General features: G+C 68.0%; 25 protein-coding genes. 8 read left to right on the forward strand and 17 right to left on the reverse strand.

All coding sequences use genetic code 11. The annotated features are described in order from the left end of the window. Nucleotides 1-11: 11 nt before the first annotated feature. The 7 genes from D0Z08_RS14935 to D0Z08_RS14965 all read right to left on the reverse strand — a co-directional run bounded on the left by D0Z08_RS14935 (nucleotide 12) and on the right by D0Z08_RS14965 (nucleotide 7,647). Nucleotides 12-782, reverse strand: a complete 771-nt coding sequence (locus D0Z08_RS14935; RefSeq protein WP_118926046.1) for an enoyl-CoA hydratase/isomerase family protein — start codon at nucleotides 780-782, stop codon at nucleotides 12-14. A 129-nt stretch (nucleotides 783-911) separates the two neighbouring features. Further along, complete coding sequence (locus D0Z08_RS14940) at nucleotides 912-2,108, reverse strand: acyl-CoA dehydrogenase family protein (RefSeq protein ID WP_118926047.1); 1,197 nt, start codon at nucleotides 2,106-2,108, stop codon at nucleotides 912-914. 1 nt (nucleotide 2,109) lies between these two features. Next, the gene (locus D0Z08_RS14945) at nucleotides 2,110-2,469 is read right to left on the reverse strand and encodes an AtuA-related protein (protein ID WP_118926048.1); all 360 of its coding nucleotides are present in this window, start codon (nucleotides 2,467-2,469) and stop codon (nucleotides 2,110-2,112) included. A 2-nt stretch (nucleotides 2,470-2,471) separates the two neighbouring features. Then, complete coding sequence (locus D0Z08_RS14950) at nucleotides 2,472-3,839, reverse strand: acyclic terpene utilization AtuA family protein (protein WP_118926049.1); 1,368 nt, start codon at nucleotides 3,837-3,839, stop codon at nucleotides 2,472-2,474. After that, nucleotides 3,836-4,564, reverse strand: a complete 729-nt coding sequence (locus tag D0Z08_RS14955) for an enoyl-CoA hydratase/isomerase family protein (RefSeq protein WP_281271738.1) — start codon at nucleotides 4,562-4,564, stop codon at nucleotides 3,836-3,838. Before D0Z08_RS14955 ends, D0Z08_RS14950 begins: the two co-directional genes overlap by 4 nt. 217 nt (nucleotides 4,565-4,781) lie before the next feature. Continuing rightward, nucleotides 4,782-6,551: a flavin-containing monooxygenase gene (locus tag D0Z08_RS14960; RefSeq protein WP_118926051.1), complete on the reverse strand. Its 1,770-nt coding sequence runs from the start codon at nucleotides 6,549-6,551 to the stop codon at nucleotides 4,782-4,784. A 52-nt stretch (nucleotides 6,552-6,603) separates the two neighbouring features. Then, entirely contained in the window at nucleotides 6,604-7,647 is a 1,044-nt protein-coding gene (locus D0Z08_RS14965; RefSeq protein WP_118926052.1) for an alpha/beta hydrolase, read from the reverse strand. Between the two features lie 200 nt (nucleotides 7,648-7,847). Between D0Z08_RS14965 and D0Z08_RS14970 the strand changes: the two genes are divergently transcribed. Beyond that, a complete protein-coding gene (locus D0Z08_RS14970; RefSeq protein ID WP_118926053.1) occupies nucleotides 7,848-8,990 on the forward strand; it encodes an iron-containing alcohol dehydrogenase family protein in 1,143 nt (380 codons plus the stop codon). Between the two features lie 13 nt (nucleotides 8,991-9,003). Here D0Z08_RS14970 and D0Z08_RS14975 read toward each other — a convergent pair whose 3' ends face one another. Together D0Z08_RS14975 and D0Z08_RS14980 are read right to left on the reverse strand one after the other, a co-directional pair. Next, nucleotides 9,004-9,513: a nuclear transport factor 2 family protein gene (locus D0Z08_RS14975; RefSeq protein ID WP_118926054.1), complete on the reverse strand. Its 510-nt coding sequence runs from the start codon at nucleotides 9,511-9,513 to the stop codon at nucleotides 9,004-9,006. Between the two features lie 48 nt (nucleotides 9,514-9,561). Further along, a complete protein-coding gene (locus tag D0Z08_RS14980) occupies nucleotides 9,562-10,308 on the reverse strand; it encodes a GntR family transcriptional regulator (RefSeq protein ID WP_182481313.1) in 747 nt (248 codons plus the stop codon). A 128-nt stretch (nucleotides 10,309-10,436) separates the two neighbouring features. Here D0Z08_RS14980 and D0Z08_RS14985 point away from each other — a divergent pair, with 128 nt between their 5' ends. Together D0Z08_RS14985 and D0Z08_RS14990 are read left to right on the forward strand one after the other, a co-directional pair. Beyond that, nucleotides 10,437-11,600 (forward strand): cytochrome P450, encoded by a 1,164-nt coding sequence (locus D0Z08_RS14985; protein ID WP_182481314.1) that lies wholly within the window; start codon nucleotides 10,437-10,439, stop codon nucleotides 11,598-11,600. A gap of 40 nt (nucleotides 11,601-11,640) precedes the next feature. Beyond that, nucleotides 11,641-12,471, forward strand: coding sequence for a mycofactocin-coupled SDR family oxidoreductase (locus D0Z08_RS14990; RefSeq protein ID WP_118926057.1), 831 nt, complete (start codon nucleotides 11,641-11,643; stop codon nucleotides 12,469-12,471). 432 nt (nucleotides 12,472-12,903) lie between these two features. On the opposite strand, the gene D0Z08_RS14995 is transcribed toward D0Z08_RS14990, so the two are convergent. From D0Z08_RS14995 to D0Z08_RS15005, 3 genes are all read right to left on the reverse strand, one after another. Further along, complete coding sequence (locus D0Z08_RS14995; protein ID WP_118926058.1) at nucleotides 12,904-13,245, reverse strand: nuclear transport factor 2 family protein; 342 nt, start codon at nucleotides 13,243-13,245, stop codon at nucleotides 12,904-12,906. A gap of 84 nt (nucleotides 13,246-13,329) precedes the next feature. Continuing rightward, nucleotides 13,330-14,247: a TIGR03620 family F420-dependent LLM class oxidoreductase gene (locus D0Z08_RS15000; RefSeq protein WP_220454193.1), complete on the reverse strand. Its 918-nt coding sequence runs from the start codon at nucleotides 14,245-14,247 to the stop codon at nucleotides 13,330-13,332. A gap of 200 nt (nucleotides 14,248-14,447) precedes the next feature. After that, a complete protein-coding gene (locus D0Z08_RS15005; RefSeq protein ID WP_118926059.1) occupies nucleotides 14,448-15,263 on the reverse strand; it encodes an alpha/beta fold hydrolase in 816 nt (271 codons plus the stop codon). A 70-nt stretch (nucleotides 15,264-15,333) separates the two neighbouring features. Here D0Z08_RS15005 and D0Z08_RS15010 point away from each other — a divergent pair, with 70 nt between their 5' ends. After that, nucleotides 15,334-17,382 carry an acetoacetate--CoA ligase gene (locus tag D0Z08_RS15010; RefSeq protein WP_118926060.1) on the forward strand — a complete coding sequence of 683 codons (2,049 nt, stop codon included), beginning with the start codon at nucleotides 15,334-15,336 and terminating at the stop codon, nucleotides 17,380-17,382. A gap of 15 nt (nucleotides 17,383-17,397) precedes the next feature. On the opposite strand, the gene phaZ is transcribed toward D0Z08_RS15010, so the two are convergent. Beyond that, entirely contained in the window at nucleotides 17,398-18,639 is a 1,242-nt protein-coding gene (phaZ, locus tag D0Z08_RS15015; protein ID WP_118926145.1) for a polyhydroxyalkanoate depolymerase, read from the reverse strand. Between the two features lie 131 nt (nucleotides 18,640-18,770). On the opposite strand from phaZ, the gene D0Z08_RS15020 reads away from it, so the two are divergent. Continuing rightward, the gene (locus D0Z08_RS15020) at nucleotides 18,771-19,130 is read left to right on the forward strand and encodes a hypothetical protein (protein WP_118926061.1); all 360 of its coding nucleotides are present in this window, start codon (nucleotides 18,771-18,773) and stop codon (nucleotides 19,128-19,130) included. Nucleotides 19,131-19,157: 27 nt separating this feature from the next. Here the strand turns inward: D0Z08_RS15020 and D0Z08_RS15025 are convergent, their stop codons facing one another. After that, a complete protein-coding gene (locus D0Z08_RS15025; protein WP_118926062.1) occupies nucleotides 19,158-19,775 on the reverse strand; it encodes a TetR/AcrR family transcriptional regulator in 618 nt (205 codons plus the stop codon). A 197-nt stretch (nucleotides 19,776-19,972) separates the two neighbouring features. Between D0Z08_RS15025 and D0Z08_RS15030 the strand changes: the two genes are divergently transcribed. After that, nucleotides 19,973-21,646: a PHA/PHB synthase family protein gene (locus tag D0Z08_RS15030; RefSeq protein WP_118926063.1), complete on the forward strand. Its 1,674-nt coding sequence runs from the start codon at nucleotides 19,973-19,975 to the stop codon at nucleotides 21,644-21,646. Nucleotides 21,647-21,740: 94 nt separating this feature from the next. Here D0Z08_RS15030 and D0Z08_RS15035 read toward each other — a convergent pair whose 3' ends face one another. Continuing rightward, entirely contained in the window at nucleotides 21,741-22,724 is a 984-nt protein-coding gene (locus D0Z08_RS15035) for a sugar ABC transporter substrate-binding protein (protein WP_182481315.1), read from the reverse strand. 289 nt (nucleotides 22,725-23,013) lie between these two features. On the opposite strand from D0Z08_RS15035, the gene D0Z08_RS15040 reads away from it, so the two are divergent. Both D0Z08_RS15040 and D0Z08_RS32140 read left to right on the forward strand, forming a co-directional pair. After that, nucleotides 23,014-24,183 (forward strand): epoxide hydrolase family protein, encoded by a 1,170-nt coding sequence (locus tag D0Z08_RS15040; RefSeq protein WP_118926065.1) that lies wholly within the window; start codon nucleotides 23,014-23,016, stop codon nucleotides 24,181-24,183. 122 nt (nucleotides 24,184-24,305) lie between these two features. Further along, complete coding sequence (locus tag D0Z08_RS32140) at nucleotides 24,306-24,638, forward strand: nuclear transport factor 2 family protein (RefSeq protein WP_182481316.1); 333 nt, start codon at nucleotides 24,306-24,308, stop codon at nucleotides 24,636-24,638. Nucleotides 24,639-24,650: 12 nt separating this feature from the next. Here the strand turns inward: D0Z08_RS32140 and D0Z08_RS15050 are convergent, their stop codons facing one another. Further along, nucleotides 24,651-25,487 (reverse strand): mycofactocin-coupled SDR family oxidoreductase, encoded by an 837-nt coding sequence (locus tag D0Z08_RS15050; protein ID WP_118926067.1) that lies wholly within the window; start codon nucleotides 25,485-25,487, stop codon nucleotides 24,651-24,653. Nucleotides 25,488-25,596: 109 nt separating this feature from the next. Continuing rightward, complete coding sequence (locus tag D0Z08_RS15055; RefSeq protein WP_147381435.1) at nucleotides 25,597-26,079, reverse strand: carboxymuconolactone decarboxylase family protein; 483 nt, start codon at nucleotides 26,077-26,079, stop codon at nucleotides 25,597-25,599. Nucleotides 26,080-26,115: the final 36 nt, after the last annotated feature.

Here is a 26,115-nt window from a genome sequence, read left to right on the forward strand (position 1 = left end):
CTGGCAGCACGTCAGGCGTCAGGGCCGGGCTTCCTGATCGCCTCGACCTTCGCCGCGCGCGCTCGGGCCCGCTCGGGGTGGTTCGCGGCGACGTCGGCGATGCGGGCCTCGAGCTCGAGCTGCTGCTCGAGATCGTTGTGGGTGACCGCTTGCAGCAGCGCCTTCACCGACGGGATCCCCACGCCGGGGCGAGCTGCCCAGGATCGTGCGATCTCGCGAGCCCTCGGGAGGAGCTCGTCAGGCTCGACGACCTCGTTCACCAGACCGATGCGCCTCGCCTCGTGGGCGTCGACCCGCTGCCCCAGGGACAGGAAGTGGAACGCATCGGCGTAGGTCATGCTGCGTGACAGGAGGAACGTCGTGCCCGTGTCGGCCGCGAGACCGACGTCGACGAAGCCGCCGGCGAAGACCGCGGCGGTCGAGGCCACTCGGATGTCCGCGGCGGCGGCGATCGAGAGCCCTGCGCCCATGACGGGCCCGTTGACCGCGGCGACGACGGGCTTCTGCAAGCGGACGAGTTCGATCACCGCCGGGTGGTAGAGCTGCCGCAACCGTCGCGACGCGGGCTCCAGGGGTGGGCGCGGCGCCCGGAGGTCTCCCCCGGTGCTGAAGCCTCGTCCCGAGCCCGTCAGGACGACGGCTTTCACCTCGGGCCCGGCCGCCGCGGCCACGGCGTCCGACAGCTCCGTCATGAGCTCGGGCACCAGCGCGTTGAGGCGTTCCGGCCGGTTGAGGACTATCTCGAAGACCCCGTCGTCGAGGCTCGACTCGATGTTCGACATCCCACACCTCCTGCTTGAACGACTGGGCGGTCGGGGCGGCTCGGACGATCGGCGACCGGGGCGGCGAAGCCACCACTAGGCACCGTAGCGTCCGTCAGCCGGCGCCCAGGGGCGTCGGCCGGCCGCCGCTCAGTAGCTCTTGTCGAGCCCGAGCACCTTCTCGCCGATGAAGTTGAGCACCATCTGGTTGCTGACGGGAGCGATGCGAAGCGGTCGCAGCTCGATCCAGTGACGGCCGATGTGGTACTCGGTGGCGAACGAGTAGCCGCCGTGGGTCTGCATGGCGACGTCGGCAGCACCGTAGGCAGCCTCGGAGGCGAGGTACTTCGCGGTGTTGGCCAGGCGGCCGATCTCTCGCGGAGCAGCACCGGCGTCGTAGGCCGCAGCAGCCTCGCGGACGGCGAGAGCAGCACCCTGCAGCCGCATGTAGCTGTCGGCCAAGGGATGCTGGATCGCCTGGTTCTTGCCGATCGTGCGGCCGAAGACCTCGCGCTCACCGGCGTAGTCCACGGCACGCTGCAGGCACCAGCGGCCCATGCCGATGCATTCGGCCGACAGAAGGATGCGCTCGGCGTTGACGCTGCTCAGGATCTGCTGGAAGCCCTTGCCCTCGTCGCCGACCAGGTCGGAAGCGTCGACCGGCAGGTTGTCGAACCACACCTCGTTGGAGTCGACGGCATTGCGCCCGAGCTTCTCGATCCTCTTGATCGTCACCTGCGGCACCTTCAGGTCCGCCATCAACATCGACATGCCCGACACCATGGACTCGCCGGTGGAGCCCCGGGTCGACGTGCGGCACAGGAGGAGGCACTTCTCGGCCCGCTGGGCGTGGGAGTTCCAGACCTTCTGGCCGTTGACGATGTACTTGTCGCCGTCGCGGACCGCCGTCGTCGAGATCCGGGAGGTGTCGGTGCCGGCGTTGGGCTCGGTAACGCCGAAGGTCACGGTGAGCTCGCCCGACACCATGCGTGCGAGGTACTTCTCCTGCAGCTCGGGGCTTCCGTGCTTGATGATGGAGCTGAGCGCGATGTGGCTCGAGTGGACCGTGCTGCACGCGGCGGTCGCTCCACCGCTGGCCCCGACCTCCTCGAGCATGGCCGCTGACTGGCTGATCGTCGCGCCGCCACCGCCGTACTCCTCGGGGACGCTCATCGTGGTGAACCCGGCGTTGACGAACTCCTCGTAGTACTCCTGCGGGAACTCCTTCGCCTTCTCCTTGGCACTCCAGTACTCCAGGGGGTACTTCGCGTTGATCGCGCGCACGGCCGAGCGGATGTCGTCGTTCCCCAGCGTGGTGATGGGGAGGTGCTCCTGCTTGATGCTCATGTCAGGCTTCCTTCTGGTTGAGATCGGTTGTCAGCAGCGCGGCCTCGGCGTCGGTGAGCTCCACCTCGAGGAAGCACAAGGCGTCGGCGAGGGCCTTGCCCTGCGGGTCGAGACGCAGGGTGCTCGTGCCGCCCTTGCCGAGGATCCCGTGGAGGAGGAAGTTGAGGGCGTGCAGGTTCGGCAGCTCGAACCGGTCGGTCGACCGGGCGCGGTCGGAGAAGTACTCCTGCACCACCTCTGCGGTGAGCTCTCGCTTCAGCGCTTCGTAGAGCTCTGGTCGGCGGGCGGCGACGCCGACGTTCGACATCCCTCCCTTGTCACCGGACCGCGCATAGGCGATCGACCCGACGGGAACCAGCACGGTCACTCCTTGAAGAGCTCGACGGAGGTGGAAACCAGCTCGCGGGGGACGAGCATCGGCCAGTAGCTCAGCACTGACGACGGGCGGGCCCGGCCGGCGGTGAGCGTGGTCTTGCCCGGCGGCCCGTGGAACACGGTGCTCAGCTCGACCGCAGCCCGCGCCAGCGCCTGCCGCGATGCCGAGCGCGCCGCGAACCGCAGTACCACCTCGCTGGGCTCGCCCTGGTAGGTCCGGGGCGTACGGCGCTCGTGCACCGCGCCGAGGCCGATGAAGTCCCAGCGGACCTCGTCGAGGTCGAGGTCGAGCCGGTCGAGCCGGAACTGGAGGATCTCTTTGGCCTTGCGTGCTCGACCGACGGCATCGGGGGCGGAGTAGAGCATCAGCGAGCTCGCCGAGTAGCCGTCGTCGTAGCTGGCCGAGACCTTCAGGGTCTCGGGGCGCGGATGACCCGTGACGCCGGTGATCTCGACCAGGTCCTTCCCGATCTGGCGGACGGTCATCGTCGTCCAGTCGGCGGTCACGTCCGGCGTCAGGTAGGCGCGCGGATCGCCGATCTCGTAGAGGAGCTGCTCGATGGTGGTCTGCTCGTCGACGAGACCGCCGCTGTTCGGCGTCTTGCTCAGCTCGATGCGACCGTCGGCGTCGACCTCGACCACGGGGAAGCCGATGTCGCCCATGTCGGGGACGTGCTCCCACGCCGCCTGGTGGTTGCCGCCGGTCACGTGAGCTCCACACTCGATGAGGTGGCCGGCGACGATGCCGGCCGCGAGGCGGTCCCAGTCGTCGTCCTTCCAGCCGTGCTCGAAGCGGAGAACGCCCAGCGTGAGCGACGGGTCGGCGACCCGGCCGGTGACGATGACGTTGGCGCCCTGCTGCAGGGCCTCGACGACCGACTCGGCTCCGACGTAGACGTTCGCGCTCGCCAGCCGGTCAGCAACCGCCGCGTAGGGCTCCCCGGTCTCCGTGTTGGACAGGTCCACGCCCCGTTGGGCGAAGTCCGCGAGCTGCGGCAGCACGTCGTCACCGGTGACGGCAGCGACCGTGACAGCGTCTCCCAGTCCCAGCTCGACAGCGAGCTCTCGCACCGCCCGGGCGCACCCCGTGGGGTTCATGCCGCCGGCGTTGCAGACGATCTTCATCTCCTGCTCGACCGCGTCGGCCAAGCAGTCACGCAGGATCGGGAGGATGTCGCTGGCATAGCCAGCGTCGGGGTTGCGGCCCATCTGCTTGCTCAGGATCGACATCGTGACCTCGGCGAGGAAGTCCATCACCAGGTAGTCCAGGTCCGCCTCGCGCACGAGCCGGCCCGGGGCCGTGGTGTCGTCGCCCCAGTAGCCGAGGCCGCCGCCGATGCGCACGGCGCGGGTCATCGGTTCCTCCAGTTCGGCTTGCGCCCCTCGCGGAAGGCGAGAGGTCCCTCGATCGCGTCCTCGCTGTCGTAGACGTGGCGGAAGATCTCGGACGCCACCGCGCTCGTTGCACCGACGCCTGCCTCGCCACCGACGCGCATCAGCCACTTGAACGCGGCGATCGACAGAGGCGCGTTGTCGGCGATCGTCCTCGCCACCTCCCAGGCACGCGGGACGAGGTCGGCCGGCTCGACGATCTCGTTGACGAGCCCCACCTCGTAGGCGCGCTGGGCCGTGATCGGCTGGGCGGTCAGGAGCAGCTCGGCCAGGACCCGCCGCGGCAGCATGCGCGTGAGCGGTGCGGCCCACGGCGCTCCACGACTCCACTTGGCCTCGGAGATCGCGAACGAGGCCGTAGTGGATGCAAGACACAGGTCACCGAACTGGGCCATCCGGAACCCGCCGGCATAGGCGGTTCCGTTAACCGCCGTGATCACCGGCTTCGGCAGGAAGTCGTCGGGCCCGAACTCGGCGAAGTAGTCGCGGGGCGGCTGCTTCGTCTTGTTGCCGGCCATCTCCTTGAGGTCGGCGCCCGCACAGAAGGAGCGATCGCCCGACCCGGTGATGATGGCGACGCGCAGATCGTCATCGACAGCGAAGTCGTGCATCGCCTCGGCGAGCGCGGTGCGCAACTCCTGGTTCACCGCATTCCGCTGTTCCGGGCGATTGAGGGTCAGGAGGACCACTCCGTCGCGGACCTCGCGGAGCAAAACGGCTGACAATGAACTCTCCGTCCAGTTGGACTACGATTCTGCATGCAAAAACTCGGGGCGTCAAGATGAGGGCGACCGTCGACATGCAGAATGACATGCACAAGCCCGGTTAATCGGGCCTGACCGAGCAACGGAGAAGCGCCCTTGTCGGCAGGACAGGGGCGCTCCTGGGCGCTGAGGGGCGTTGGCGCTACTTCTTCTTGCCGGACAGCTCCGCCACGATCTGGATCGTCAGGAAACGCGAGTAGATGCGGGCATAGGAGAAGCTTCCGCCGGTGACCCAGAAGCCCGGGTGACCGGTCGGCCTCCACAAGCCTTGCAGCTCGCCCTCCTCGTCGAGCCCCCAGATGGGTGTGATGTGGTCGGCGACCGAATCCCCCACAATCCGCCGCGCGCTCTCGCGCATGTTCTTGAACCCGGTGGCCATCACGACCAGGTCGTAGTCGTACGATCTGCCGTCGGTCAGCTCGATCCCGGTCTTGGTGAACCGGGCGAGCTCGCCCGAGACGACCCCGATGCGGCCGTCAACGATGTAGTCACATGATCCGACGTCGATACAGAAGCCGCCGCCGGAGCGCAGCCCGAGGCCGATCATGCCGCCACTCTCCTGGCCGTCGTCGATGCGGTATCCGACTGCCTCCAGGTCCTTCAAGAGCTTCTGATCGCGCTCCCCCGCGATCTTGGCGATCGCCGGAGCGTTCTGGATCGATACCGGGTAGGGGGTCGCGAGGTTCATCAGGTCGGCGACCTGCACACCCGGACCGGACGGGAGGTACGCCGTGCCGTGAACGGCCGAGAGCCCGTCCTTCTGCGTGATCACGTAGGTAGGCGTCCGCTGCAGCATGTCCACCTTCGCACCGTGGTCGGCCAGGTCCTTGGCGACGTCGTTGCCGCTGTTGCCGGTCCCGACGACGAGTGCTCGCTTGCCTGCCCACGGCTTGCCGCTGCCATGAGTGGTCGTATGCCGGACCACACCCTCGAAGTCGTGCATCCCTTCGATGTCCGGGATGTGCGGGTCAGTGAAGACGCCGGTGGCGAGGATGAAGTGCGGTGCCCTCACCGTTCGGGTCTCACCGTTGCTGCGACGCACCTCCACGGTCCACTCGCGAGTGTCCTCCGAGTACGTGCAGCCGGTCATCTCCGAGCCGGTCCAGACGTTGAGGTCCATCGCCTGGGCGTACATGTCGAACCAGTCCCCGACCTTGTCCTTCGGCGTGTAGACCGGCCACGCCTCGGGATAGGGCATGAACGCCATCTGGTCGAGCCAGATCGGATCGTGGAGCACCAGGGAGTCGTACCGTTTCCGCCAGACGTCACCGACCCTGTCGTTCCTCTCGATGACCAGAGCCCTGACGCCCATCAGCTCCAGGTAGGCAGCCGCGGTGAGTCCACCCTGCCCGCCACCAAGGATGATCACCTGCGGATCCTCGTCCTCGAACTCCTGGACCCGACGGCGCAGCTCCGACCATGACTGCTTCGGGATCCGTTCACCCTCGCGCCGGTTCGCACCCACCGCGAGCTCGAAGCCGTCGAGCTCCTGCAGGGAGGTCATCACCGTCCAGGCCGCCCACTCGCCTTCCTCGCCGCGCTTGAGCCGGGCGTCGCCCAAGCCCCACCCAAAGGCGGTCCGGAAGCGGAAGAAGACCTCGACGTAGCCTGACCCGTCGTCGGGACCGTTGTACGCCGGCTTTGCGCCGTCCCACAGCTCGATCTCCCGGAGAGCCGCGCCCTCGAGATGCTCCGCCAGGTAGGCCTGGATGCCCTCGTGATCCTTGAGCGTCCTGAGGTTCCAGCTCAGGACGACCGCGTCGCGCCACCACGAGCTCTCGGCGAAGAGGCCCACCACGTCGGCGACGTTGCCCGACTCGACGGCCTGGGCGAAGCTGTACAGCCACGCACTCGCGATGCTCTCCGCGTCGATCGACGTGGAGGGCGAGAAGGTTTCTTCGGTCTGGGTCATGAGTTTCCTTGGGTGTGACGGTCGCTGACGCGGGTTGCTTGCTCGGGGTTTCTCACAGCTCGACCACGGCGCGGATTCGCTGGGCGCGTGCGGTTGCTGCCACCTCTGATGCCACCGCGATGACGTCGAACGCGTGGAAGGCGCCCGGGTGGACGTGGAGCTCGGTCGGCACCCCGTCGCCGACCAGCCGCGCGGCGTACGTGATGACCTCGACGGCGAGGACGTCGGCGCTCCCGACCTCCAGGTAGGTGCGCGGCAGCCCGCGCAGCGACGCCGCGCGAGCCGGGATCGCGTGCGGCGGTGGTGCCCCGCGATCCACCTCGGGGCCGAGGTAGATGTCCCAGGCGTTCGCGTTGGACGCCCAGCTCCAAGTGCCTTCGGGGGCCTCGGGGGTCGTCGAGGCCGCCGCCCGATCGTCCAGCATCGGGTAGACCAGGACCTGCTTGGCGATCGGCGCGGCCTGACCGTCACGCGAGCGCTGCGCCAGGGCCGCAGCCAAGGCACCGCCGGCGCTGACTCCATAGACCCCGATCCGCCGGCGATCCACCCCCAGCAGGTCCGCCTGATCGTGCAGCCACCTCAGGGCTGCCGCGCAGTCGTCCAGCGCGCCCGGGAAGACTGTTTCCGGCGCCAGCCGGTAGTCCACCGAGAGCACGACGGTTCCAGCGTCCGCCGCCAGGTTCGCAGCCGCCAGGTGTGAGCTGTCGAGGTCGCCGACGCTCAGGCCGCCTCCGTGCACGTAGAGCCACGCCGAGAGAGGTGCGCCCAACTCATTCCCAGGCGTGTACGCCCGGACCCGCACCGCGGGACCACCGTCCACACCTGCGACCTCGTGGTCGGTCGCCGTCACGTTGCCGGGGATCGACCTGTCACCCGCAGCCTGCCGCGAAAGGCGGGCGTGCAGTGCTCGGCGCTCGCCGACGTCGGTGATCCCGCTCACCCCGCCGTCGCCGACGGCCGTCCGGTAGGCGGCCAGGCTTGGACGCAGCTGCGGGTCGACCCATGCCGTTGCCCGGCGGGCCCCCCGGTCGTCCGTCCTAGGCTCGGGCGCCGTCACGGCGTGCTCCCAGCCCCGGTGCGGTTCTGGATCTGCCACTCACTCCACCTCCTTCACGACCACCGGACTGTGGGCCACCAGCTGCCGTCATCCCAGGCGATGACACTCAGCGGGTGGCCCTCAGCGAGCGGGCCTTGCCCTCGGATTCGACGGCGACACGCTCAGTATCGCAAATGCATAGTTGCATGCGATAGTGCCGACTATACCATTCACGGGAAGTGGCGGCGGGGAGACGACACATGCAAGTGCTGTACCGGCGGCCTGCCCAGCGGCTCCTCTGGGGCGACGACACGATCGTCCGCCTGCCCGGCGAGCTGGCCCGGGCCGGGGCGCAGCGACCCCTGATCCTCTGCGGCGGGTCGGTAGGGCGCCACCCTCGCCTGATCCCTCGGCTCGCGGACGTGCTGGAAGCCCTGGTGGGTGGCATCAGCACCGAGGTTCGATCCCACAGCCCGCTGAGCAGGGTGGAAGTCGTCGTCGACGCTCTCCGGCGCACCCGTGCGGACTCCATCGTTGCTGTCGGTGGCGGCTCGGCTTTCGTGACGGCACGGGCCGCCTCCATCCTCCATGGCGAGAGCCGTCCCCTCCAGAGCCTGGCGACGCGTTACGCGGCGGACGGCACGGCGATCAGCGTCCGGCTCGACGCACCCAAGCTTCCGATCATCGCGGTGCCCACCACCCCGACCACGGCCGCGAGCAAGGCAGGCACGGCCGTCACCGTCCCTGGGAGCGGGGCGCGCTTGACGATGTTCGACCCGCAGACCCGTGCGCGGTCGATCCTCCTCGACCCCGAGTACCTGTCCTCGAGCCCTCCCACCCTGACGCTCCAGGCATCGCTCAACGCTTTCGTGATGGCGGTCGAAGGGTTGTGCTCAGCCCGTTCCCACCTGTTCTCCGACGCTGTGCTCACTCATGCGATCCGCCAGCTGGCCGACCTGCTCCCCACCCTGGCCGGAGAGACCGCCACGCCGCACCGCCGCATGCAGGCTGCCTTGGTCAGCATCCTGGTGGGCGAGGGGACCGACGCGGCCGGCGGCGGCCTCACCGCAGCCCTGTCCCATACGCTCGGACATCAGCTCGGGGTGCACAACGGCCTCGCGGACGCAGCACTGTTGCCGTACGTCCTCGAGCACGTGCCCCCCGCCCCGTCGGCCCTTGAACTCGTTGCCGATGCCCTGTCGTGCGCGACGGACCAGGTGGTCGACCGGGTCCGCGAACTGCTCGCGGCCGCTGCTGCGCCGGTCCGGCTCCGGGACCTGGGTCTGCGCCGTGAGGGCCTCGAGGACCTGGCGCGGGAGGCAACCCAGGACTTCGCCTACGCTCGCGGACCGGACCGCCCCGCCCCGCGCACCGTCGTCGACATCCTGAACGCGGCATGGTGACGTCGCGAAGCGCTCACAGTCGGTAGACGCGGTCCGCCAAGTCGCCGCGCTTGCCCCGGCTCTCGGGCGGGAGGTCGCCCAACCACGCATCGCCAGGAGGTGCGGACCGTTCCGAGTCGACCACGACCACGCGATCAGCAATCCGCCACTCACCGCCCCGTCGCTCTAACCGATCCAGGTAGCGCAGGTGGCACATGAGGTCGCGAGCGGGCTCCCCCGCTTTGGGAAAGGGGCGATGAAAGGCATTCACGTAATGCTCTGCGCGCGCAACATCTCCGTCGACCTCGACCAGCTGATTGCCGGTGAAGTGCGTTGTGGTCTCGAAGGTGGGGAGACCTACCTTCGTCCAGGCGATGAAGTCGTCGACGCCGCCCACGAATATGCCATGCTGGTCGATTGCCGCGTCGGGATGGAAACAGGAACGCACCAGTTCGAAGTCCATCCGGTCGACGCCACGACAGTAGCGGTAGTGGAGGTCGCGTATCGCAGCCTGGTCGATGAAGCGCTGCAGGGAAGGTTCCATCGTTTCTGCTCTTCCTGATCGAGTGAGCGGGTAGATCCCCGCAGCCTCCTAGGAGCGAACCGCCAAGTCGCCAGCTGACTGAGGCAGCGTCATGAACCCCGGCGGCAGCCCGTTGCCCAGCATGTCCTGCAGCAGCATCCGAGAGCTCGCCCGATGAGCGTCCTGCAGCTCGATCAGCAAGGGGGCGTCCTGCGCGGCGACCGCCTCGATCATCCGATCGTGGTCATGCGCGACGTTCGACCGGCGGTCCCGGTTGGACAGGTGGAGAGCTCGGTAAGGGTCGGACACCCGCCAGATCCGCTCGATCTCTTTGACCATGATCGTCAGCGTCGACCACCGGAAGATCGTGAAGTGGAAGGCCATGTTGGCGGCGAGAAGATCTTCGAGCGCGCCCGCCTCCGCAGCGGTGCGGCACTGTTCGTTGCAGTCGCGCAGGTCGTCGAGCTGGTCGGCCGACGGCCACGCGAGGGAGCCCAGCACCTCCTTCTCCAAGAAGGCGCGGATCGAGTAGTACTGGATGAGCTCGGCCGCGCTGAGCTTGGTCACCGCGTAGCCCGCGTTGGGCGTCCGGGTCAGGATGCCGTCGCCCGCCAGCGCCCGCAGGGCCTCTCGCAAGGGTGTCCGGCTCACCTCGAGGCGCTCTGAGATCACGCGTTGATCCACCCGCTGGCCGGGCGACAGCTCGCCGGTCCTTATCAGTCGATACAAGGCATCGACCAAGGGGTCGTCGACCACAACGGGCTCCGTTCCAGAGATGTTGAGCAGTAACCCAAGAGTACACGTTCCGGCATGCATTTAGGCATAGCCACCCCCGCGTAATGCATGTAAGATTGTATCCACCGAAGCCCACCGCCCGGTGCTGCCCTCCTCCGACGACGGGGTCGATGGCTGGCGCGGCCCTAAGACTCGGAAAGAGACTGATCATGCCCATCAGCGGAGACTCCACCGACACGGAGCTGGACTACTTCAGCCCGGAGACGAACGAGAAATTCGACGAGGTCATGGCCGAGCTGCTCGAGCGGCGTCCCCTGGTCAATGCCAGTGGAGCATGGCTCCTGACTCGTCACGAGGACGTCAGGGAGGCCGCGAACGACTGGAAGACCTTCTCGAGCGCCGGCGGCACGATCCCCTGGAGTGAGGACGGAGCGCACTTCAGACCGACCGCTGTGGACCCTCCGCTCCACGAGCAGTTCCGCCAACCGTTCCTGAAGGTGTTCGCTCCGCGGGCAGTCGGGCCACTGGAACCGATGATGCGTGAGGAAGCGCGGGCGCTCATCGACTCCTTTCGAGGGGCCGGCCGCTGCGACATCGGCCCTGACTACGCCCGCGCCTACATCGCCCGGGTGTTCTTCAAAGGCATTCTCGGGCTCTCGCCCGAGGTCGTCCCGAAGATGCTGCGGCTGATCGATGGATGGCTCCTGCCGCCCTTCGACGACCAGGCCCTGGTCGATTACAACGACTACTGCAGCCAGATCTTGAGCGAACACTTGGACTCGGGAAGTCCTCGAACGATGGCTATGGATGCCCTGCTGACGCTGGAGGTCGATGGAGAGCCGGCGTCCTGGGAAGACAAGTGCAACACGCTCTCCTTGCTGATCGTGGGTGGCCTCGACACCTCCGCCACGGGCATCACGCAGTCCCTGCGGTACCTCGCCACCCACCCTGACCTGCTGGCCGAGCTCGTGGACGACCCGAGCCTCATCCCGGCCGCCGTCGAGGAGTTCATCCGCCGGTTCCCGCCCAACATCGGGAACGGTCGACGGGTGACCCGTCCGGTGGAGCTGCACGGCCAGCAGTTGAAGCCGGGGGACCGGGTGATGCTCGGATACGGACCAGCGTCCCAGGACCCGCGGGTGTTCGACGACCCGCTCACCGTGGACATCCACCGCCAGTCGCAGGGTCATCTCGGTTTCGGAGCCGGCATCCACCGATGCCTGGGATCCCACTTCGCCCGCTTGGAGATCAGGGTCGCCGTGGAGGAGTTCATCGCGGCGTTCCCCCAGTTCAGGCTGGCGCCTGACGCCGAGGTGCACTATCACACCGGCATGACCCGCGAGGTGAGCGGCGTGCGGGTGGAGCTCGGCTGAGAACGCGCCCCTCTCCCACCTCTCACGCATAAGGACGTCCATGAGCGGACTCGAGAGCAAGGTCGCCTTCGTCACCGGGGCGGCGCACGGGCAGGGACGCTCGCACGCCGTGGGTCTGGCCAAGCAGGGCGTCGACATCATCGCCGTCGATGTTTGCGGCCAGATCCCCCTGGTGCCCTACGCCCTCGGCACCAAGGAGGAGCTCGACGAGACCGTCGCGCTGGTGCAAGAGGCGGGGCGCCAGGCGATCGGCATCGTCGCGGACGTGCGCGACGGCGCTGCCATCAGCGCGGCAGCGGTGGCTGGCGAGGAGCACTTCGGCCGCATCGACATCGTGGTCGCCAATGCCGGGGTCAACCTCGACGGAGCCCCGGCGCAGGACATCCCGGACGAGGCATGGCAGCTGATGCTGGACATCAACCTGACGGGTGTGTGGCACACCGCCCGCAGCACCGTCCCTGCCCTGCTGCGGGCGGGCGGCGGGTCGATCATCATGACCAGCTCGGTGGCAGCCCTCCGTCCGTACAGCGGGATCGCGCACTACAACGCGGCCAAGGCCGGGGTCGTGGCACTCATGCAGACCATGGCTCTCGAGCTGGCACCGCACGGCGTGCGGGTGAACACCCTCAATCCGTCCGCGGTGGAGACGCCCATGATCATGAACGAGGCACTCATGAGGAACTTCGTTCCTGAGAGCCCGCAGCCGACGCACGAGGAGTTCGCCTCCCGGGCGCAGCTCATCAACGCGATGCCCATCCCCTGGGTTCAGCCGATCGACATCACCAACGCCGTCATCTGGCTGGCGTCCGACGAGGCCCGCTACGTCACGGGGGTCGCCCTGCCGATCGACGCCGGCGCGCGGATCAAGTAGTACCCACGCGGCCGGTGCAACATCATTCGCATCAGTTGTCGTCCGCCTCGCTGGTTCGCGAGGCGATCGAGGGCGCTGACCTCAACGCGCTGCAAGTGGCGTTGATCCAGGCCACCGGCGACGAGACGTTGGCTGCGATGTAGGTCGAGAAGGTGCCGAACGGCACCGGTCTCGCCCACACCTACCGCGTCTCGGACGCCGACGGCGAGCGGGTCAAGGAGGCGGCTCTCCGATACTTCGAGTCGCGTCCCCATGCGGAGCCGGAGCTGCCCTCGAAGGAGGAGGCGCGTCGGCTGATGGAGCTCTTCACGGGCGAGAGGCTGACCGATCGTCAGTTCGCGTTCGGCTACGACGAGCTGGCCCTCGGAGATTTCCCGCACGACTCGCACTGGACCAAGGAGGTCCCAGCCGACCAGGTCGCCAAGACCCGCTTCACGCCTGGTGATAGATGCTCAGGACCTGGATCTTCCCGTCCTCGAGCTCGAACACGTCGACACCTTTGAACACACCCTCGTCGAACGTCGCCTCGAGCACGACCGCAACGGTCGACCCGGCTGACAGCACTGCGAGCAGGGTCACGGGATCGAGGTGAGGCGTGTTCTGGAACCGGGCATCGATATGGGCTCGAATCACCTCCCTGCCTTCGATCCGCTCACCCGTGGGCATGACGAAGAGCGCGTCCTCGGCATAGAGGTCGTACACCGAAGGGTCGCGCCGGAAGATCCGGTCGAAGTACTGGCGGACGATGTCTTCGTTTTCAGGCGACGGGTTCATCCACCGATCCTTTGCGTTCGTTCACCGGTGATCGTGGCAGGAGCGGTCCGGGCGGCATCTGCGACTCGGCCGGAACCGTGCCCGTCAGCGCGCACTGAGGCCCAGGACGGCGGCCAGTCGCTCCAGCCCAGGCCGGGGATCGGAGGCCAATTCGTCACCCAGGACCTGGGCGATGACGTGGTCGGCGCCGGCGTCGAGGTGCGCGTCGAGCGCAGCCTTCGCACCGTCAGGTCCCAGGCCGACGAGTGCCTCAGCCAGCCGATCTGACCCCCCGGGGACGAAGTCGGTGTCGTCGAAGCCCTGCCGGCGCCACGAAGCGCGGTAGTTCTCCAGCCCGTCGTAAACGCTGAGATGCGCGTGCGATCGCCTGAGGTTGGTCGCGGCGTCATCCCCCAGGGTCACGCCGACCTCCGAGACCACCAGCGCGTCCGGGCCGACGATCTCCCGGGTGTGCGCTGTCTGCTCCGGGAGCACCAGGTAGGGGATCGCTCCATCCGCCACGCGCCCTGAGAGCTCGATCATCTTGGGCCCTAACGCGGCCAGCAACCGCGGCGGACGGCCCGCCTCCTCGTCGATGAAGCTCGGGACTGCGTCCATCCTCTCCAGGTACGAACGCATCGCGGACAGCGGCTTTCCGTAGTTGAGGCTGAGCCTGCCCTCGACCTGTTGCGGGTGGCTCACCCCCAGACCGAGCACGAACCGGTCGGGGTACATGGCATGCAGTGCCCGCGCCGCAGCCTCAGCCGCGACCGCATCGCGGATGTGGATGTTCGCGATCGCGGTGCCGACGACGATCCGGTCGGTGGCGGACAACATCGCAGCGGCCTGGCTGAAGGACTCCTTGCCGGCGCCCTCGGGGAGGAAGATCGAGCCGAATCCCAGCGCCTCGACGTCGCGAGCGAGCTGGCAGGCGGCGGGTGTGCTGATGAAGTCCAGGACGCACATCGTCCCGAACTGCGTCGCGAACTTGAAGTTCGAGCGTCGGGCAGCCTCTGCACTCACGGGGTCACACCCTTCTCTGGTTGGCGGCTCGGTGCTCGTTGCACGCACTCGGAGCATCCGGGGCGGACTCGACGGATCGCCTCGAGGACCGCCGGGACCTCCGCACCCAGGAACTGCTTGGAATGTACACAATCTGGCATGTTCTGACAAGGTCAATAGTTCCCCAACCGGTCGCTGAGCGCCGGAGCCATCGAGGCGGGTCAAGAGCTCGCGAGGAACGCCTCGACAACGCGGGCGCTCTCGGGCGCATGGTCGAGCAGCCACAGGTGGCCGCCCCCCGGTACCAGGTGCAGCTCGGCCCGGCGCAGGAGGCGCGCCATCAGCCGCGCGTTGAAGGCAGGTGCCAACGGGTCGTCGTCACCGCTGAGGATGAGCGTGCGCGCCCGGATCTGACCGAGCCACGGCAGGCTGGTCCAGCCAGTGATGGCGTACAGCTGTTGTGCGTAGCCGGCTGCAGTGGGCGGCTTGTCGTTCCACAGCCGCAGGGCGCCCCTGCCGTCCAGCTGCCCGTTGCGGTAGTCGCCGCCGTAGATGACCGCAGCTGCTTCGCGCGTCTTCTCTGGCGTGGAGAACCTGGTCGGACTGAGCATCGCGAGGACCACCTTCAACGACGGCGGGCGTCCACCGGTCCCAGGGACGGTCGAGGCGAGGACGAGTCGGCGGACCCGGTGGTGGGCGTCGCGGGCGACCTGCTGGGCGAGCGCTCCGCCCCAGGAGTAGCCGAGCAGGTCGACCCGCTGGAGCCCGAGCTGGTCGAGGATCTCCACCACGATCGAGGCCAGACCCTTCATCCGGACTCGTCGCGGCAGCGGGTCGGTCGAGCCGGCCCCGGGAGCGTCGAACATGACCAGCCGCCGGGCGCCCTGCAGCTCGGCCACCAACGGCTCCCACATGCCGATGTGGCCGCCGATGCCGTTGAGGAGGACGAGCTCGGGGCCTGAGCCCCGGAGATGGACCCGGATCTCGGTTGGCCCTACCTTCACGAGCCGGCGTTCCGGCCGGGGTCCGACGTCCATGCGCCCAGTCTGTCACTCGAATCAATCACTTGATTGCTTTGGGTTTGCCCCGCCGCCATACTTGCCCGTCATGAACTCGCCGCTCACGGAATCGCCACTCGAGGACGCCGGCGCCCAAACCGACGCGCAGGCCGACCCGCGCCACCGAGATGACGGGGCGGCGCGGCTGGTCTGGTCCCCCGACCCACGGGACGCCGCCGGGTCACAGGTCGGCCGCTTCCTGGAGTGGCTGCGCCGCGAGCGCGAGCAAGCCGTCGAGGGGTACGAGGAGCTGTGGCGCTGGTCGGTCGAGGAGCCCGAGGAGTTCTGGGCGGCCGTGTGGGCCTACTTCGAGGTGGAGGCGAGCGTCCCCTACGAGCGGGTGCTCACCGACCGTGACATGCCGGGCGCGCGGTGGTTCACCGGTGCTCGCCTGAACTACGCGGCCCACGTGCTGCGGACCGGTGCCGACGACGCGGTGGCGGTCGTGGCGCTCGACGAGGACGGCGCGCCCGAGGAGATGACCTGGGGAGCCCTCCGCGGCCAGGTGGGCGCCTTCGCAGCCGCCCTGCGCGAGCTGGGCGTGCGCCCAGGGGACCGCGTCGCGGGCTATCTTCCGAACATCCCGGCGGCTGTGGTCGCGATGCTGGCGACCACCGGCATCGGCGCTGTGTGGACCGCGGTCTCGCCTGACTTCGGAACCCGCAGCGTCCTGGACCGCCTCGGACAGGTCGAGCCGACGGTGCTGGTCGCGGTCGACGGCTACCGTTTCAACGGCCGGCACCACGACCGCACCGACACCGTGGCCGAGTTGGTCGAGTCGCTTCCCTCGGTGCGGCGCACGATCCTGGTGCGCTCACAGCAGGACCAGCCGCTGCCCTCCCTGGTTCACACCCTGCTGTACGAGGACCTGGTGGCCGTGCCCCGTGCGCTCGAGCCCGTCCACGTGGACGCCGACCACCCGCTGTGGATCCTTTTCTCCTCCGGCACGACCGGGAAGCCGAAGGGGATCGTGCAGTCGCACGCCGGCATCCTGCTGGAGCACCTGAAGTCCCTAGGGCTCTGCCTGGACCTCGGCCCCGGCGATCGCTACTTCTTCCACAGCTCGACGAGCTGGATGGCGTGGAACTTCCTGGTCGGCGGCCTGCTCCACGGCGCGACGATCGTCCTGTACAGCGGCAGCCCGAGCCATGACGGGGTCGACCGGTTGTGGCGACGGGCAGCCGAGGTGCGCGCCACCGTGCTGGGGATGGGGGCGGCCTACGCCAACGCGTGCGCCAAGGCAGGCGTTCGGCTCGGCGATCTCGACCTGCACTGCTTGCGGACAGTCATCCCGACCGGCGCGCCGCTGCCGCTGGGCGGTTGGCAGTGGCTGGTCGACGAGCTGCCGGCGCGCGCACGCATCGACGCGATCTGTGGCGGCACCGACGTGTGCACGGTCTTCTTCGGCGGCAGCCCGCTGCTGCCGGTCCGCTTCGGGCGGATCTCCGGTCGCTGGCTCGGGGTCGACGCCCATGCGTACGACGAGTCCGGCCAGGAAGTGGTGGGTGGCGTGGGCGAGTTCGTGGTCACCACCCCGATGCCCTCCATGCCGGTCGAGTTCTGGAACGACCCGGACGGCGCCCGGCTGCGCGCAGTCTATTTCTCGGCGTACCCCGGGATCTGGTCGCAGGGCGACTGGATCGTCATCGACACCGACGGCACGGTGCAGGTGCTCGGACGGTCCGACGCGACCCTCAACCGCGGTGGGGTCCGGCTGGGCTCAGCCGACATCTACACCCTGGTGGAGGGCCAGGCCGAGGTGGCGGACAGCCTGGTCGTCGGCGTGGAGCTGCCGGACGGCGAGTACTACATGCCGATGTTCATCGTGCCAAGCGAGGGCGCGGTCATCGACGACGGACTCCGTGAGCGGCTCAGCTCCACCATTCGCGCCGAGCTCTCGCCGCGCCACGTGCCGGATGCCATCATCGAGGTCCCCGGCCTGCCGCGAACCCTGACCGGCAAGAAGCTGGAGATCCCCGTCAAGCGGATCCTCCAGGGCCGCTCTGCCGCCGAGACGGTCTCCACGGGATCGATCGACCACCCCGAGCTGTTGGCCTGGTTCGAGCGGTTCGCGCTCGACCGGGCCCGGGCGGGGTGACGTCACTCGGCAGCCTCAGTCCTCACCCGCCGGTGGCAGGGCCGCCTCGGCGACGAAGTCGCGGATCTGGGGGTAGATCTCGCGCTCGAAGGTCGACCCGGCGAACACCCCGTAGTGCCCTACCCCTTCTTGGAGGAGGTGGCGTCGACGTCCTGGCGGGATCCCCGTGCACAGCGCGTGCGCGGCATGGGTCTGCCCGGGGGTGCACATCTCGTCCAGCGCACCCTCGATGGTGAACAGCGCGGAGTCGATCAGCGACGGGTCAACTGCCCGACCCCGCCAGGTGAACCTGCCCTGCGGCAGGTCGTTGTCTTGGAAGATCCGTTGCGCGGTCTCGAGGTAGAACTCTCCCGCGATGTCGAGGACCGCAAAGTACTCCCGATAGAAGTCCAGAGTCTTCTGTGCTTGTTCGGCATCGCCCCGGGTGAGGTCGCGGAAGAGCCCTCGAAAAGCGTCGACGTGACGACGCGGGTCCATCGCCATGAAGCCGCTCACCTGCGCGAAGCCGGGGTAGACCCGACGGCCGGCACCGGCAAACTGTCTCGGTACGTCGTGGAGCATGGTGCGGCCCAGCATCGGGATCGACTGCCGTTGGGCGAACCGACTGATCCGGCTCGGGTTGACCGTGGTGTCGACGGGGCCCGCGAGGAGCATCAGGCTGCTCGGCCGGGCGGGGTCGCCGTCCTGCGTCATCACCGATGCGGCCACCAGGCACGCGACGGCGGGCTGGCACACCGACAAGACGTGGGTGCCCGGTCCCATCTCGCGCAGGAAGTCCACGAGATGGGCGATGTAGTCGTCCAGGCCGAACGGACCAGCTGAGGCCGGGACGTCCCGGGCGTTGTGCCAGTCGGCCACGTAGACGTCGTGGTCGGCGAGCATGGTCGACACCGTCGCTCGGACCAGCGTCGCGAAGTGGCCGGCGAGGCCGGGCACGATCAGCACCTTCGGCTGGGCGCGCGAGCTGCCGTCGGCCTTGGCGAACCGGATCAGCGACGCGAACGGCGTGCGGGCCACGAGCTCCTCGTGCACGTCGACGTCGACGCCTCCGGACATCACCGAGCGGACCCCGAAGTCGGGGCGGTCGTGAGTCAGTCGGAGCGCGCCCACGACGTCGGCAGCCGCGAGCGCCGCCCGGACGCCGTAGGACGCACGCAGCGACGCCGGCAGGCAGCGCAAGCCCGCGACCGGCACCTCCAGACCCTCGATCCACAGGTCTAGCGCCGTACGGCGCAGCTCGTAGGCCTCGTAGAGCATGGCGGTCTCCTCGATTCCCTGCTCATCGTCCCCGCACCCAATCGGACGGACACGGGTGCTCGACATGCTGGTTGGCCCTAGGATTGGTTCACTTGATTCATTCTGACAGCACAACGAAACGGAGGCCCGTCATGGGCTGGGTCTCGACGTGGCACCACGAGCTGGGCCGATTCACGGTCGCGGCCGCCCGGACCACCCAGGCGGCCGCGATCGGAGCGCTGGACCGGGCGCTGGGGTCCCCCGGCTCTCTCGTCGGCCGGGCGAGCCGGCTGCGCCACCTCCAGCTCGACCTCCTCGAGCGCATCGTCGATCCCGCGGAGGTCATGGAGGAGACCTACGAGACGGTCGAGCGGCTGGTCGCGCTCCACCACGAGTTCGCCAGGCGGGTCGTCGAGGTGGTCGACACCCGCGATGACGCGTCGCCGTTATCGGTCGACCGCGAACGCTTGGCCTCGGTCTCCTACCTGTCGACTGCTCCGGTCCGCGGCTGACGACGAACAAGCATCGTTCGAGCTGGTTCAGGCCGACTCGGTCGCGAGCCCTGGCCGCAGCACGGCCTCGAGGCCGGCGCTGAGGAACTCGAACAGCAGCTCTGCGTCGGCGGCTGCCCGGTCACTGCCCGTTCCTGCTCGGGCGAGCTGGTTCAGGAGCATCGTCACGCACATGCGCAGCGCCCGGTCCACCTCTGCCGGCGTCGCATCGGGGAAGACCCGAGCCGCAGCGTCCCGCGTCGACCGAGCGGACGGGCCGTCGAGGATGCGCCCGGGGTCGTCCTCCACGAGCCTGCTGACGAGCCGCACCCACTGCGGCCCGGTCTCGGAGTGGGCCGCGACCAGGTCGAGGTAGGGCTGGGCGAGCATCTCGACGAGGTCGCGGGCGTCCGTGACGCCAGTCGAGGACACCAGGCGTTCGGCCTGCGCCTTGAGCTCCGCGGCGACCACTCCTCCATGCCGGGCCAGTACGGCCTCGACCAGCGCCTCCTTGGTGCCGAAGTGATAGTGCACCGACGCCGGGCCCAGCCCGGCCTCGCGGTTCACTGCCCGGATCGAGACGGCATCGACGCCGTGGGTCGCGAACAGTCGCAACGCGGCCGCGACCAGGAGCTCGCGTCCGTCGATGTCACTCCGCCTGCCCACTGGAACGCCTTCCTCGATCGGATCAAACGATCCTATCGAGCCGGGCCCGCGGCCGCAGGAGAGGGCTTGAACACCGCGCCGCAGACCATTGCTGGGTCTCACCGCAGAGAATAGGATCAAGTGCACCAATCACTTGCTTCACTGATCTCTGGGGTCGGTGCCCCCAGCGCCGACCTCGTGAGGGAAAGGACGACGTGATGACCGTCGAATCCAAACCCGATCCTGCGGCGGTCGCTGGCGGTGAGGTCGTCGGGATACCGAGCATGGGGCAAGCAACCCGAGCCTTGGCGCGGGTGCTGCTGATCCCTCGTCCCGCCTTGAAAGCCGAAGTGAAGCGGGTGCCGTCGGATTTGCTCCGCGTCCTGGCCGGTCGCTCCACGATCACGCCGGGCAAGGATCGACGGTTCGCAGACCCGGCGTGGAGCGAGAACCCGATCTTCCGCCGGCTGGCGCAGGCGTACCTGGCCGGCCAGGACTCCGTACGACGCCTCCTCGACGACCTCGACATCTCGGGCGAAGACCCGCGCAGCGTGGAGCGCGCCCGGTTGGCCGCTGAGCTGCTCCTCGCCGCGCTCGCGCCGACCAACCTCATCTTCACGAACCCCGCGGGCCTCAAGCGCGCCTTCGACACCGGCGGCGGGAGCGTCGTCAAGGGAGCAGCCAACTTCGCCCACGACGTACGCCACAACAAGGGGCTTCCCACCACGGTCGACAGGGAGCCCTTCGAAGTGGGCCGAGACGTTGCTGTGTCCCCCGGCGCCGTCATCGACCGCGACGACATCGCCGAGGTCCTGCAGTACACGACCACGACCGCGACCGTGCACGCACGTCCCCTGCTGATCGTCCCGCCGCCGATCGGGCGGTTCTACTTCCTCGACCTGCGCCCCGGGCGCAGCTTCGTGGAGTACGCCACCAGCCAGGGCTTCCAGGTGTTCTTGATGTCGTGGCGCAACCCCGGACCGTCGCAGGGCGACTGGGGTCTCGACGACTACGCCGCACGGGTCTCCTCCGCGATCGACACCGTGCTCGAGGTCACCGGTCAGCCCGATGCCAACCTCATCGGCTTCTGCGCGGGCGGCATCGTTGCCACCACGCTGCTCAACCACATGGCCGCCACCGGCGACGAACGGGTGCACTCGGTGTCCTACGGCGTCACCCTCCTCGACTTCGAGCTGCGCGCTCCGCTGGCCGCCTTCCAGAGCCGCGGCCTGCTCGGCCTCGCACGTCGCCGATCAGCCCGCACCGGGGTCATCACCAGCCAGCAGATGGGCGCCGCCTTCACGCTCATGCGCCCCAACGACCTGATCTTCAACTACGTCGTGAACAACTACGTGCTCGGCAACAAGCCACCCGCGTTCGACATCCTTGCCTGGAACGCCGACGGCACCAACCTCCCCGCCAGGCTGCACGGCCAGTTCCTCGACATCTTCCGGGACAACTCGCTGGTCACCGGCGCCGGGCTCTCCGTCCTGGGCACACCCATCGACCTCACGCGGGTCAAGGTCCCCTTCTTCGTCACCGGCGCGCTCACCGACCACCTCACACCGTGGAAGGGCTGCTACCGCACCACCCAGATGCTGGGCGGCGAGCCGACGTTCGTGCTGAGCTACTCCGGCCATATCGCGAGCCTGGTCAACCCCCCGGGCAACCCCAAGGCGCACTACTGGACCAACGACACGGCACCGGCCGACCCTGAGGAGTGGCGCGCGAACGCCGAGCGTCACTCAGGGAGCTGGTGGGAGGCGTGGGCAAACTGGTTCGAGCAGCACGCGGGCGACCGGGCGCCTGCCCCTGCCTCCCTCGGCTCGAAGCTCAACCCGCCGCTGGAGCCGGCTCCCGGACGCTACGTGCGCGCCCGCCCGGCGAGCTGAGGGGCGCCCCTGACGACCGGCGCCCACCCTCATCCCAACGCAGGAGGCCGGCCCCGACCTGCGGGACCGGCCTCCTGTGCTGCTCGTGGGAGCGTCAGTCGCTCAAGCCCCACTGCTCGTAGAACTTGGCCTTCATCTCGTCCGTCTCCCAGCGCCCGTCGTCGTTGAGGTACTCGCCGGCGTTCTGCTGCATGATCGGCGCGCCCGGGAGGTTGCTGTAGTCCGGCACCTCCTGGTCGTTGAAGACCCGGGCAAGGGCGTCGACGATGGCGTACCCCTTGAATATCGGCGATTCGATGACACTGCCGGCGAGCAGGGGAGCGTGCTCGCCCGACTCGATCTGCTGGCCGATCTCCGCGTCGCCGAAGGTCACGTGGATCCGGAAGTCGTCGCGGCCTGCCTGTTCGGCCGTGTTGATCAGCGACGTTGCGGCCGGGTTGAAGGGAGCGATGACCGCATCGAGCTCGCCCTCGGGGTACTCACGCAGCATGTTGACGTAAGCCGGAACCGTGGGCTTGCCGAGATCCGAGACCGAGAAGACGATGGTCTCGACCTTGCAGTCCGGGCACTGCTCCTCGATCAGCCTGATCTGCTCCGAGGTGTTGGCCTCGACGGTGTTGTTCTCGAACCTGACCACCACGATGGTCGCATCATCCTTGTTGAGGTCGGCCAGGATCACCGGGATCTGGGGCGTCACCAGCGACTCAGCGGTCTCACCGATCAGGGTTACGCCCTCTGTCGGCTGCGTCGGCTGACAGAAGCTGCACACGATGGGGATCCCCGCCTCCTGAGCCGACTTGACGGCAGCGGGCACGGTCTCCGGGGGGATCGAGTACAAGATGATCCCGTCTACCCCCCGCAGCACAGCCTGCTCGATCAGCGTCCCCTGCAGGCTCGGGGTGAACTCGCCGTCGTACGGCCCGTCCACCGTCCACCCGGCGTCCTCGATGATCTTGACCTGATCCGCCTGCACCTCGGCAGTGCCGCCGGCGGCGACGCCACTCGTGATGAAGCTGACGGTGTGTTCGCCGATCTCCGTCGGAGTCGTCGGATAGGGCAGCTCGACCTTCTCGCTCAACAGCTCATCCAGAGCGTCCTGGTCGGCGGTCCCTCCGCTGCTGTCGGACCCTCCTTCGGACGAACCGCAGGCGGCGAGGACGAGCGCCGCAACCACCGCACCTACCGCGCCCAACGACTTCGACCTGCTGCCCGACCTCAACCGGCTCGGCCTGGATGCCTGGTACCGCTTCATCTCGTTCCACCGTTCGCGTGTGTGACGTGAAATACGTTCATTGTGTCGACCATTGTGCATCTTGTTTGGCACAACAACAAGCGTAAGTCAGATGGATCCCTTAGGCTCCGTCAGCATGACGGTGCAGCCCTTCTCGATTCAGGTCCCCGATGCGACGCTGGACGACTTGGACGCCAGACTCTCCCGCGTCCGGTGGCCGCGTGACATGGAGAACGACGACTGGCGCTACGGCACCCCCAGGAGCTTCTTGGAGGAGCTCGTCGAGTACTGGCGTCATGAGTATTCGTGGAGAGCTCAAGAGGCGAAGATGAACGCCTACGACCACTTCCAGGTGAAGATCGACTCCGCCCCGATCCACTTCCTCCACAAGCGGGGCAAGGGCCCGAACCCCACCCCCCTGATCCTCAGTCACGGATGGCCCTGGACCTTCTGGGACTTCGAAGGCGTCATCGAACCGTTGACCGATCCTGTCGCATTCGGCGGGAGCGAGTCCGACTCCTTCGACATCGTCATCCCCTCCTTGCCAGGCTTCGGATTCTCGACCCCCCTGGAGACCACCGGCATCAACTTCGAGCGCACAGCCGACCTCTGGGCCACGCTCATGACGGATGTCTTGGGCTACGAGCAGTTCGGAGCGCACGGCGGCGACTGGGGACAGCTCGTGACGGCGCAGCTGGGGCACAAGTACGCGCAGCGGATGATCGGCATCCACATGTCAGGCGCGATGCCGCTCGACATGATGAGCGGCCTGCCCGGTGACGACGCCTACGCCGAGGATGAGGCCGAGCTCCTCGCTCACTCGAAGAAGCGGATGCTCCACGGGTTGAGTCACGCGGCAGTACAAGCCGTCGAGCCGCAGACCCTGGCCTACGGCATGCACGACTCCCCCGTCGCCCTGTTGGCGTGGTTGGTCAACCGGCGCTACTGGTGGAGCAACTGCGAAGGCGACATCGAGTCTCGTTTCTCCAAGGACGACCTCATCACGAACGCGATGCTGTACTGGGTGGGCGAGAGCTTCGTCACGACCGCGCGGTACTACTGGGAAGCGGCCCACCATCCGTGGCAGCCGGCGCACGACGGGACACCCCTGGTCGCCGCACCGACGGCGGTCGTGCTGGCACCCGACGACGTGCTGTACATGCCGCGGAAGTGGATGGAGGAGACCTTCAACCTGCAGCGGCTCACGTTCCTGAAGTCCGGGGGGCACTTCACGGCGCAAGAGGAGCCGCAGGCGGTGGTCGCCGACATCCGCACGTTCTTCGGGAGTCTCGGGTTCCAGCCGTAGCCGACGCGCTGCAATCACGCGACCTGCCACACACGAGAACGACATCGACCGATGACCGAGCCGAGCACGAACAAAGAGGTAGTCCACGAGTACCTTGCGCGCATCTCCGGCAGGACCCGGCGGTGTACGACCTCTACGCCGACGACGCCGTGCTCATCCTGCCCTCAGGGGAGCGGTTCCAGGGCAGGGACAACATCCGAGAGCTCATCGAGACGCGCTTCGAGCACACTCCGCACCTCAAGCCGCCGAAGGTCGAGCGGATGCTGTCCCAAGGATCGACGGTGTTCGTGGCCATGGAGTCGACGTTCGAGGGCGGTGTGATCAGAACTGTCGACGTGATCGAGATGAGGGACGGCAAGATGGCGTGGCGCTCCCTCTACCTACAGGACGTGCCGGGCGCTCCCTCCGCCGACGTGTCCGCGGCCATGAAGAAGACCCCACGGGAGGGCAAGTAGCGGTCAGACGCGCTACTTGACGAGGACGCCGGGGTCGACGGGCAGAGCGACCCCGGTGATGTACCTGGCCTCGTCCGAGGCCAGCCAGACCACCGCGTTGCTCACGTCGACGACCTCCAGCCACGGGATCGGCAGCGCGTTCATGGACTGGGCGCGCTCCGCGAACTCCTCCATGGTGGGGGCGGGGCTCTCCGGGACGAAGTTCTTCATGATCGCCTCGTTCATGATCATGTCGGTGCCGACAGCAGCGGGGTTCACGCTGTTCACACGGATCCCGGACGGCCCGAGCTCGGCCGCCATCGTCTTCATCAGACCCACCACTCCGAGCTTGGCGGCGTTGTACTGCCCGATCCCTATCGGGGGACGCAGGGCCGCCGCCGAGCTCGTCATGATGATCGACTTGTTGGCCATCTGCGAACGCAGCAGCGCAGGCACAGCAGCCCTCACCGTGTTGAACACCCCCGTGAGGTTGATGTCGACCACCAGACTCCAGGCCTCGTCGTCCAGCTCGTGCGTGGGCTGCCCGGAGAGGTTGATCCCGGCGTTCGCCACCACGATCTCGAGATGGCCGAACTCCTCCTCGGCCAGGGCGACCGCTTCAGCCATCGCCGACGGATCACGCACGTCGGCGGCCATCGCCACCGCGCGCCGCCCGGTCGCCTCCACCAGCTTCGCGGTCTCGTCCAGCTCGGCTCGGGTGCCGGTCGGGTAGGGCACGCGAGGCAGCTGGGCACAGACGTCGACGATCACGACGTCGGCACCTTCCTGTGCAAGCCGGACCGCGTGAGACCTACCCTGACCGTGGGCCGCCCCGGTGATCAGGGCGACCTTTCCTTCAAATCCAGACATGGTCCATTCCATCCTTCTTGTGTGGTCGGCGATCTCAGCCGTCCGCAGGAGGCTCGCACGTCGCGTATGACGCAGGCCGGCGAGAGCGGTCGGGGCAGGCGTTCGTGAGTCAGGCGAGAATGTGCTGGGCGCCGGTTTCGTCGAAGTACATGGCGCTGCCGTTGGGCTCGTCGAGCTCCAGAGCCACCCCGATCTTCGCAGCGCTCCACTTCATGCTGTCGAGGAGCAGCGAGAGGATCTGGCTCGCGTCGAAGTGCTCGTAGGCGCGCGCCCGGAACCCCTGGTCCGCGGCGGCCGACGGGTTGTTCAGGAACGCGTCGACGATCCGCAAGGCGGCCTTCTGCTCCTCAGGAAGATCCGCGGACTCGTACGCGTCGATGGCCGCCGACACCTCCTGGGAGATCGGAAGGCCGTTGTCGTCCACCCAGCGCTGCGACTTGCACAGGTCGCACCCGTTGACCCGGGCGCAGCGAAGCCGGACGACCTCTCGCGTCTCGCGGTCGAAGTAGTGCAGACCCATGGCGAAGACAGAGAACTCACTAAAGAGAACTTCGCCCAGCTCGGGACTGTACGCAGCGAACAGATCCGTCACCGGCTCGATTTTGGCAACCGGCGGCACCAGTCGGTG

The organism is Nocardioides immobilis (genome assembly GCF_003515065.1).
GTDB lineage: Bacteria > Actinomycetota > Actinomycetes > Propionibacteriales > Nocardioidaceae > Nocardioides > Nocardioides immobilis.